Below are 8,841 nucleotides of genomic sequence, written 5' to 3'. Positions count from 1 at the left end.
TCTTATGAACAAGCTGTTGATGTGGTCAACAGTGAAGCTACGGTTACAGCAGTAAAAGCTATATAGATTTTAAGTATTAAAGATAAATTTAGTGATAATGGTTCTAAAACCGTTTTTTTTGGTAGATTTTTTGCTTTATTAAGAATTTTTGCCGCACCACTTGCGGGTATAGTCGAGATGCCATTTTGGAAGTTTTTTCTCGTCAATTTGGCAGGTGCGACAGCTTGGGGTAGTGCAATGGTGACTTTAGCTTACTTTGCTGGCAAGGTTGTATCTCTTGAACAATTGGTTGCTTGGGTAAGTCAGTTTGCTTTGGTGGCAGTATTGATTTTGGCTGCCGTGATAGTCATTCCCCTGTGGTTAGAATCGCGTCAGGAGAAAGTGGAAACTGGAGAATAGGTCAGTTTTTTGACACTCCCCGCCATATGGTCAGGGCAAATAAATATACAGGACAAATAAATATAGAGGGCAAACGGTTGTTTGCCCCTACTGATTTTACAATTGACAGTCTAGTTCAATGTCCTAATTTTTCTGTGCCCAAATCCGGGTTGGTAGTCCCCAAACGTAGATGAACCCTTCTGCCGCTTTGTGGTCGAATTGGTCATCTGCTCCGTAGGTTGCTAAATCTGGAGTGTATAAAGTATTTTCCGATTTGCGTCCGACGATCGCAGCGTTTCCTTTAAACAATTTCATCCGTACAGTTCCGGATACACGCTCTTGAGTTTTTTGGATAAATGCATCAAGTGCAGCTTTTAATGGGCTGTACCACAAGCCGTTATAAACTAATTGGGTGTAAGTTTGTTCGACACCGCGCTTGTATTGGGTAATATCGGCGGTTAATGTCAAACTTTCTAAGTCACGATGGGCATTAATCAGAACAATCATTGCCGGGGATTCGTAGATTTCCCGTGATTTAATCCCCACCAAACGGTTTTCAATCATATCAATTCGACCAATACCGTGGTTCCCGGCGATTTTGTTAACAGTTTCAATTAACTCGATCGCATCTTTGGATTCACCATTGATACTAGTGGGTATTCCCTGGGTAAAACCGATATCGATGTATTCGGGTTCATTGGGAGTATCGATAATAGCTTTGGTCATTTCGTAGATTTCTTCGGGAGCTTCCACTGTTGGATCTTCTAAAATCCCCGCTTCGATACTACGACCAAGTAAATTTTTATCAATGCTGTAGGGTGAGGATTTTTTTACTGGTGTGGGAATGCCGAATTTTTCCCCATAGGCAATAGTTTCTTCCCGACTCATTCCCCATTCTCTTGCTGGAGCGAGAATTTTCAAGTTGGGATTGAGTGCAGTAGTAGAGACATCAAAGCGTACTTGGTCATTTCCCTTACCAGTACAACCATGTGCGATCGCATCTGCACCATATTTTGCTGCTGCTTCGACTAATATTTTCGCAATCAACGGACGTGCCAGGGCAGTACCTAGAGGATAGCGGTTTTCGTACAGTGCGTTTGCCTGAATCGCAGGGAATGCGTAGTCTTTAATAAAACTATCCCGAACATCAACCACTAGGGATTCACTAGCACCTGATTTTAAAGCTTTCTCACGAATGGGTTCTAATTCATCACCTTGTCCCAAGTCAGCAGCGAGGGTAATTACCTCTTCTACACCCCATTCTTGCTTAAGGTAAGGAATACATACTGAAGTATCCACTCCACCTGAATATGCAAGAATAACCTTCTTAGCGCGACCCATTGATTTCTCCAGTTGGCAAAATTTAGCACAAAATTACGACTTCATATTATCTGATTATTTTGGTATTAGTGGAAATTAGATATTGGGGATTGGGGATTGGGAAGTAATAATTTTCGCAATTGCATTCCCGTACACTATTTTTTGTGGAAGGTTATTTGCTATCTATGTAGATAACTATCTAAATAAATGTCCACGAATCGGGTGATATGGGTAAATACGATCGCATTTTCCAGTCTGATGCTGTATTTGAAGAATTTCTGAGTCCAGAGGAAGCGGTTGCTGCGATACTCCTGAAAGGAGTGGCTTACGCCAACGCAATTGTGACTGCTGCTGCTGATTCTTCCCTGGAAAATCTGGAAATTGAGTGGTTTGCTGATATTCTCTCTGGTTTTGAGGTGTTTGAGGAACATGCAAACGATGAACTATTAGAAATTCTCGATCGCCTAATTACTTTAGCGAATATTTCCCAAGGGAACGCAAAATCTGAAGGATTGGGGGCATTATTTAATTCTGCGAATGATTCCCTCGCAGATGAGCTTGTTCTTGATGGTTTTGCTGCTGGTGTTAGCGTCTTGGTAGACGAAGACAAGTTAATTATTCCCAAACCAAAAACTCCTTTACTCAAACAATTACAAGAAGCTTTGGAAATAGAGGATACAGAAGCAGAGGAAGTAATCGATTCTGTATTGAATGCATTTGCAGAATCTGAAGACGAAAATGAAAATATAGATATTTACGAATCCCCTCTGGGAAATTTCCGATTACCAATTCCCGTAACTCCCGAACAAGGTGGTAAAATTCAAAGCCAGGAAGGAACAGTCGGTTTTTCTGATGACTTGGGAACCTTACTGCGAATCGACTACTACCCCATTCCCGACAATCAAATCGAAGAGATGCGATCGCTCGGACAACAACAATATTTTCAATCAATATTATTAAACAAGTATATCCCTCAAGTCATTGTATCCAATTTACCTGAAGCAAATGTTGTATATACTGATAACTGTGTAGATGTAATCGAAGGAGCATTTTTTGCTTTAGCAAATATGCCAGATGGTGCAAGCATTTCTAGACAAGAAGAAAATGGTCATTCTCAAAGACTAGATGCCTATCGCGGACTAATAATATTTTCATATTGCAACTTTTTATACATTATTAGCAGCCAGCGCTGTTTTTTTGATGGGGAAACCCATAACTCAATTGAGGAAGAAGCAGAGCTAATCAAAGCCGAGATTTTAGAGTTTATTGATTCGATTGAGTTTAAATAACACCATTTTATTTTTTGGAAGTCCTTTATTAGTTTTTCAAATACATACCATAGATTAAATCAGTACCTTCAGACTAACTTTAGCCAAAATAGTTAAACTTTCTCATGCTAAAGAAGCATTCAAAAATTGATTTTTTATGTCAGTCTGATGGTATAGGTCTGCAAAACGTCGCGAATATGCACATTTGCCTGTAAAATCAGGATGTTAAGTTTTATATCTTAGTGCTGATTAGCTAAAGCGACTTAGCATAAGAACCATAAATTCAAAATGTATAATTTCAGAGCTAATACAGAAGCTCTACAACGAAAACGGTAAAGAGAGGATTCACGAAATGGCATTTGTACAACCCCCCCTTCCCTTCGCAAAGGATGCGCTTGAGGCATACGGCATGAAAGCTGAAACCTTCGAGTATCATTACGGCAAACACCATGCAGCTTATGTAACCAACCTCAACAAGCTGACGGAAGGAACCGACTTGGCAGACAAGTCACTCGAAGAAGTAATCAAAATTTCCTTCACGGATCCATCCAAAGCAGGCATTTTCAATAATGCAGCTCAAGTTTGGAACCACACTTTCTTTTGGAACTGTTTGAAACCCGCAGGTGGCGGCGCACCGACAGGCGACTTAGCTGCTAGAATTCAGAAGGACTTCGGTAGCTTCGAGAAATTTGCAGAAGAATTCTCAACTGCTGCTACAACTCAGTTCGGTAGTGGTTGGGCTTGGTTGGTTGATGATGGTGGTACTTTAAAAGTAATAAAAACACCGAATGCAGAAAACCCCCTCGCACATGGCAAAAAAGCACTCCTAACCCTTGATGTATGGGAACATGCCTATTACATCGATTTCAAAAATGCTCGTCCTGGGTTTATTAAGAACTTCATGGAAAAATTAGTTAACTGGGACTTTGTTGCTCATAATTTGACAGCAGCTTATTAAGTTTAATCTGAGTTAACTTGATTCTATAAATACGGAAAATATCGTGTTTGTACAAGAGTCTGGTAAATCAAAGCTAATATTTCTTTAAGTTGCAAACAGGAAGGGTGTAGATGCCCATTCCATAAGAATTTTATAATTTTGAAAATGCAATTTAAAGGTGATAAAAGCTTACAAATTTAGCGATGAATACAGTCGCGCTATGGTAGCTCACAGCAGTTATCCTATCGTGACTGTATTAATTTAGTTACTATAGGAATCCTAAATCATTTGTGTTAGCGTAGCCTGCACTTAAATTATATATCTCTTCCTTCTTTATTCCCTTTGTGTCTTGGCGTACTTGGCGGTTTACTTCCTGATATATATTTTTCACGAATCAAATAGGACTGCCATAGTTCACTGACCAATTTTATTACTAATTGAAATAGGTAAATATGAATAGTAAAGATATTGCTCAATATATCGAAGCGACTAATGGAATCTCAAAATCTTGGTTATTAGTACAACTTCGACTAAAAAAGCTCCAAGAACGTCGTGATGAAATTTCTGGGGAGGAATACTTCATGGAATTGGAAGATATTCACCAAGATTTAATGAAATTAGGTGAATGGTGGAAAGGTCAAGAAAATGAGGTTTTTTAAATTGGAAGTTGGGAGTTAGGAATAAATATGGATTGAACTCGCGCAGAGACGCGGAGAATAGGGGCTTGATTTTATACTTGAGTTTAGGAATGCTTAAGATTAATAGTTTCTGGTGGCGAAGATGATGTATTTTGTAATGGTGGGTTAAATGTTAAGAAGTTGATTGTGCCAAAACTGATTATTCTTAATTGCTGACTCTTTACTTTAGATTAATTGACGGTGTTTTGACGAAATGGATTATCGCGAGGCTGGGGTTGATGTCGAAGCTGGTCGGGCTTTTGTAAATGATATTCGTAGTTTAGTTCACAGTACCTTTCGACCGGAGGTTCTTGGTGGTTTGGGTGGGTTTGGTGGTTGTTTTCAATTACCATCTGGCTATAAGGAACCCGTTTTGGTGTCGGGAACTGATGGTGTGGGTACAAAGCTGAAAATTGCCCATACTCTTAACCGTCACGATACTGTGGGAATTGATTTGGTGGCAATGTGCGTTAATGACGTATTGACATCTGGTGCTGAACCGTTGTTCTTTTTGGATTATGTAGCGACGGGAAAACTCGAACGGGAACAGTTAACCCAGGTAGTCGCAGGTATTGCATTCGGTTGTAAGCAGGCAGGTTGTGCTTTATTGGGTGGTGAAACTGCCGAAATGCCAGGATTTTATCAAGCTGGTGAATATGACTTAGCTGGTTTTTGTGTGGGGATTGTGGAAAAAAGCCAGATGCTCGATCGCACACAAGTACAAATAGGAGATATTGCGATCGCGCTTCCTAGTACCGGAGTTCACAGCAATGGTTATAGCTTAGTCCGAAAAATTATTGACGATAATGGTTTGGCTTGGGACAATACACCAAATTTACTCAATGGTGCAACTTTAGCGGAAACCTTTCTCACTCCCACCCAAATTTACGTTAAACCCGTACTTGCGGCACAAAAATCCGGCTTGAAAATCCACGGAATGGCACATATTACTGGTGGTGGTTTACCTGAAAACCTACCGCGATGTTTGGGCACAAATCAAGCCATTAAAATTGAACCCCAAAACTGGTCAACTCCCCCCCTGTTTCAATGGCTAGCACAAACCGGAGGAGTCAATCCCGAAGCAATGTACAATACCTTTAATATGGGGATTGGATTTGTAATTTTAGTTCCACCAAGCCAAGTATCACAGGCAATTAGTTTCTTAGAATCACAAAATATTCAAGCATTTGCGATCGGTGAAGTCATTTCTGGATCGGGTGAATTAATCGGAATACCTGCTTAAAATTCTGATACATTTTATACATTTTGTGCAAGATTAGTAATTCTCCTCGCAAAAATTTTGTTTCAATTCTTCAGCCTCTAAACGACTATTTCACAGATGGTTACAAGGCAAAATATTCTCTTTGTAGTCAAAAGAGACTGAATATCCAGTAAATACACGAAGTAAATTTTATTTGTATTTTCTCTCCGTAGGGAATTGACATCGGGATAAAGATTTACATCCAGATTGGCAAATAAGTTATCAAAACCTGACCTACGCATATAATAGTCGGCTCAAAGCGCTATTTTTGACCCTATTTAATATCTCCAATCGAAAATACTCATGACCGCTTGGCTTTTAATTTGCTAACGTAGTCTTAACATATCGAAAAATATTGCTAGAGAACACTAAACAATAACTGACAACACTAATTTACCGTGCTGTCAGTAACTCCGTTATCGAACAGGGGGTATCCGAGTGTTAAAAATTGAATTAAAGACAAAAAGCTATGACTGTAAATATCGCTCAAACTATTGCAACCAAAGAACTTTTACAAGAAGTATTCTTAAGTATAAATGCTCAAAGCTGTCCCAGAGATTTTAATTTCCACATGCATACTGTTCACTCCGATGGGAGATTACAACCAACTGCATTAATGGAACAAGCAGTTTCATTTGATTTAAAAGGACTGGCAATTACAGATCACCATAATATTAGCGGTTTCCAAGTCGCGCAAAACTGGCTTGATGATTTTCGTTGGTGTAACCCTGGTGTTAGTACCCCCCATCTATGGAGTGGAGTGGAAATTAACGCAAAATTACTTAATGTTGAGGTTCACATTTTGGGTTATGCATTTAACACTGAACATTCAAGCATTAAACCTTACCTGCAACGACGGATTACAACTGGTGCGGATTACGAAGCTGGGAATGTAATCGCTGCAATCCAAGAATCTGGAGGAATTGCCGTGCTTGCACATCCAGCTAGATATAGAAAACCCCATTTTGACTTAATTCCAGCAGCCGCAGAATTAGGTATCAACGGAGTTGAAGCTTTCTATGCCTACAATAATCCTACTCCCTGGAAGCCTAGTATTAGGGAAACAGAACAAGTGCAAATCCTCGCAAGTGAATATAGTTTATATGCTACTTGCGGGACAGATACCCACGGTTTAAGTCTTTTGCAGCGCTTGTAATGTTAGTAAAAAATCCACTCAGTACTCCTGGTTTCTTTGACCAGGATATTTTGGATTTTGGATTTTGGATACATTGGCTGTCGCTCAGTACAAGCTTTGGACTTTACGAAAAGCAATAAGGGTGGGGAAACCCCTCCCCTAAAATTTGACTCCTAACTCCTAAAATCTTTATAGACATTACTTGTAATCATAATTTCGGAGTAACCTGGCTGTACAACCATAAACTGCTCAACACCTATATCTAAACGAGCTACATCTAAAGTGTCTCGGAGTATAAATGCTCTTTTACTTGGATTTTTACTGTATATACAAACAGTTTTGGTTTCATGTTCAAAACTAATATGGAAAACTCCCCACCAGGGAAATTTACATGCTAAAAATTCTACTAATAACTGCAAGTAAGTCATTTTAAAAAAGTCTTGTTATCTGTTGATTGAAACTGGTTCTTAATTTTCTCACCACTCCAAAACAAAGCGCCTCTTCTCTTTATTAATTGAGAATGACGCTTTATAATTGTACTTAATTTACTTAAATATTCAAGGTCTTTATATTGGCTGACCCCGTTTGGATTTCCACTGATTAATCTTAAACATAGACTCGCATCTAATCAGAAAATTATCTAATAATTTAACAACTTCTTTAGATTTACTCGAAATTACTTCTGATTGATAGTGGTTAAGTCAATAAAAATTGGATGGGATATTTGTTTGCTGTTGCTCGGAAATACCTGCGATCGCAATATTACAACAGAACATTTCCCAGGTCATTTAAATACAGAATTTCTGATGATTCTTATTTATTTAGCCGATATAAACCAATCTAAAACGGCTGTAATCTAAGTGAATCGAAACTTAAAAGCTGCCAACAAGCCAAAATGCTACATTGAATATGGAGAAGTACTACTTGCTGAATTTGTCACATTTTGTTACAAAAAGAGATGGAACTATAAATACCAAACATACATGTTCGGCGGAATTACTGGTTTGACCTATATAAACAGCGATCCAAAAGGTACTGATTGGGGAGAGCGGATGCTCAACACGGTAGCAAGTCAAACGATTCGTCACTTGTTTAGCAAAAGCGAGTCAGTCGAAGTTGCTGTGCGCTGCTTTCCTTCTAGCAAGTTATTACAAGGTAGCATTGACAGTTTCAAGATGAGCGGATGCGGTTTGGTGATTCGCAAAGACTTTGCAGTTGAGGAGATGTCTTTTGAAACTGACGCGGTTTCGATAGATTTTGGTTCGGTACTGAGTGGGAAGCTAAAACTTAAGCAAACAACCCAAGCGATCGCAAAGGTTATTTTATCGGAAGAGGGGATTAATCGCTCATTTAGCTCGGAATTGGTACAAAAGCGACTGATGAACCTATCGATACCAGAATTAACGGAGTTATCTGGGGGGGAAGCAGTTTCGTTTACCGATATTCAAGTGGAATTGTTGCCAGAAAATCGCTTGAAGATATTTGCTAAGGCTGATTTGAATAATGGGGAACCAATACCGATTAATATGACTGTTACCGTTGGAATTGAGAAACGTCGTCGGGTTTCCTTTCAAAAGCCACAAGTTGAGCTTGATTTAGTGCCAGCATCTCAAAGGGATATGTCACGAACTTTGAGCATGGCATTAGCGGAAATATTGGACAATATGGTTGATTTAGACCGTTTTGATTTGGATGGGGTGAAAATGCGATTGAATCGTTTGGAGACTGAGGGTAAGAAGTTGATTTTTAGCGGTTATGCGGAAATTGAGAGGATTCCCCATACTGGTTGATAATATTTTTGATGCTGTTTTTTCCTATATTCAATATAAGGATAGGAATAAGTATTAATTTTTACGGTTGATTAC

9 protein-coding genes and 1 pseudogene are annotated in these 8,841 nt (G+C 39.1%); 8 read left to right on the top strand and 2 right to left on the bottom strand.

Annotation, left to right across the window (positions count from 1 at the left end; genetic code table 11):
* Window positions 1–66: 66 nt before the first annotated feature.
* Window positions 67–399: pseudogene (locus tag CK510_RS20885) on the top strand (DedA family protein); the annotation flags it as partial.
* Window positions 400–522: 123 nt separating this feature from the next.
* Here CK510_RS20885 and CK510_RS20880 read toward each other — a convergent pair.
* Window positions 523–1,719: an argininosuccinate synthase gene (locus CK510_RS20880; protein ID WP_095723538.1), complete on the bottom strand. Its 1,197-nt coding sequence runs from the start codon at window positions 1,717–1,719 to the stop codon at window positions 523–525.
* A gap of 206 nt (window positions 1,720–1,925) precedes the next feature.
* Between CK510_RS20880 and CK510_RS20875 the strand changes: the two genes are divergently transcribed.
* The 5 genes from CK510_RS20875 to CK510_RS20855 all read left to right on the top strand — a co-directional run bounded on the left by CK510_RS20875 (window position 1,926) and on the right by CK510_RS20855 (window position 6,997).
* The gene (locus CK510_RS20875; protein WP_095723537.1) at window positions 1,926–2,987 is read left to right on the top strand and encodes a tellurite resistance TerB family protein; all 1,062 of its coding nucleotides are present in this window, start codon (window positions 1,926–1,928) and stop codon (window positions 2,985–2,987) included.
* A gap of 331 nt (window positions 2,988–3,318) precedes the next feature.
* Window positions 3,319–3,924, top strand: a complete 606-nt coding sequence (gene sodB / locus CK510_RS20870; protein WP_095723536.1) for a superoxide dismutase [Fe] — start codon at window positions 3,319–3,321, stop codon at window positions 3,922–3,924.
* 431 nt (window positions 3,925–4,355) lie between these two features.
* The gene (locus tag CK510_RS20865; RefSeq protein ID WP_095723535.1) at window positions 4,356–4,562 is read left to right on the top strand and encodes a hypothetical protein; all 207 of its coding nucleotides are present in this window, start codon (window positions 4,356–4,358) and stop codon (window positions 4,560–4,562) included.
* Window positions 4,563–4,794: 232 nt separating this feature from the next.
* Window positions 4,795–5,823, top strand: a complete 1,029-nt coding sequence (gene purM / locus CK510_RS20860; RefSeq protein ID WP_095723534.1) for a phosphoribosylformylglycinamidine cyclo-ligase — start codon at window positions 4,795–4,797, stop codon at window positions 5,821–5,823.
* Window positions 5,824–6,310: 487 nt separating this feature from the next.
* Window positions 6,311–6,997: a PHP domain-containing protein gene (locus CK510_RS20855; RefSeq protein WP_095723533.1), complete on the top strand. Its 687-nt coding sequence runs from the start codon at window positions 6,311–6,313 to the stop codon at window positions 6,995–6,997.
* Window positions 6,998–7,149: 152 nt separating this feature from the next.
* On the opposite strand, the gene CK510_RS32895 is transcribed toward CK510_RS20855, so the two are convergent.
* Window positions 7,150–7,404, bottom strand: coding sequence for a hypothetical protein (locus tag CK510_RS32895; RefSeq protein WP_095723532.1), 255 nt, complete (start codon window positions 7,402–7,404; stop codon window positions 7,150–7,152).
* Between the two features lie 264 nt (window positions 7,405–7,668).
* Between CK510_RS32895 and CK510_RS31925 the strand changes: the two genes are divergently transcribed.
* Window positions 7,669–7,836, top strand: a complete 168-nt coding sequence (locus CK510_RS31925) for a hypothetical protein (protein ID WP_158224937.1) — start codon at window positions 7,669–7,671, stop codon at window positions 7,834–7,836.
* A 123-nt stretch (window positions 7,837–7,959) separates the two neighbouring features.
* Window positions 7,960–8,766, top strand: a complete 807-nt coding sequence (locus tag CK510_RS20845; RefSeq protein WP_095723531.1) for an LmeA family phospholipid-binding protein — start codon at window positions 7,960–7,962, stop codon at window positions 8,764–8,766.
* The last annotated feature ends 75 nt before the right edge of the window (window positions 8,767–8,841 follow it).

The sequence above is a fragment of the Brunnivagina elsteri CCALA 953 genome (genome assembly GCF_002289455.1).
GTDB classification, from domain to species: Bacteria; Cyanobacteriota; Cyanobacteriia; order Cyanobacteriales; family Nostocaceae; genus Brunnivagina; species Brunnivagina elsteri.
This window is presented reverse-complemented; position numbering and strand designations above follow the sequence as displayed.

Bases quoted from the DNA above. Each gene is read 5' to 3' on its own strand.
- CK510_RS20880 (WP_095723538.1), bottom strand. From the start codon at position 1,719: ATGGGTCGCGCTAAGAAGGTTATTCTTGCATATTCAGGTGGAGTGGAT.
- CK510_RS20875 (WP_095723537.1), top strand. From the start codon at position 1,926: ATGGGTAAATACGATCGCATTTTCCAGTCTGATGCTGTATTTGAAGAA.
- sodB (WP_095723536.1), top strand. From the start codon at position 3,319: ATGGCATTTGTACAACCCCCCCTTCCCTTCGCAAAGGATGCGCTTGAG.
- CK510_RS20865 (WP_095723535.1), top strand. From the start codon at position 4,356: ATGAATAGTAAAGATATTGCTCAATATATCGAAGCGACTAATGGAATC.
- purM (WP_095723534.1), top strand. From the start codon at position 4,795: ATGGATTATCGCGAGGCTGGGGTTGATGTCGAAGCTGGTCGGGCTTTT.
- CK510_RS20855 (WP_095723533.1), top strand. From the start codon at position 6,311: ATGACTGTAAATATCGCTCAAACTATTGCAACCAAAGAACTTTTACAA.
- CK510_RS32895 (WP_095723532.1), bottom strand. From the start codon at position 7,404: ATGACTTACTTGCAGTTATTAGTAGAATTTTTAGCATGTAAATTTCCC.
- CK510_RS20845 (WP_095723531.1), top strand. From the start codon at position 7,960: ATGTTCGGCGGAATTACTGGTTTGACCTATATAAACAGCGATCCAAAA.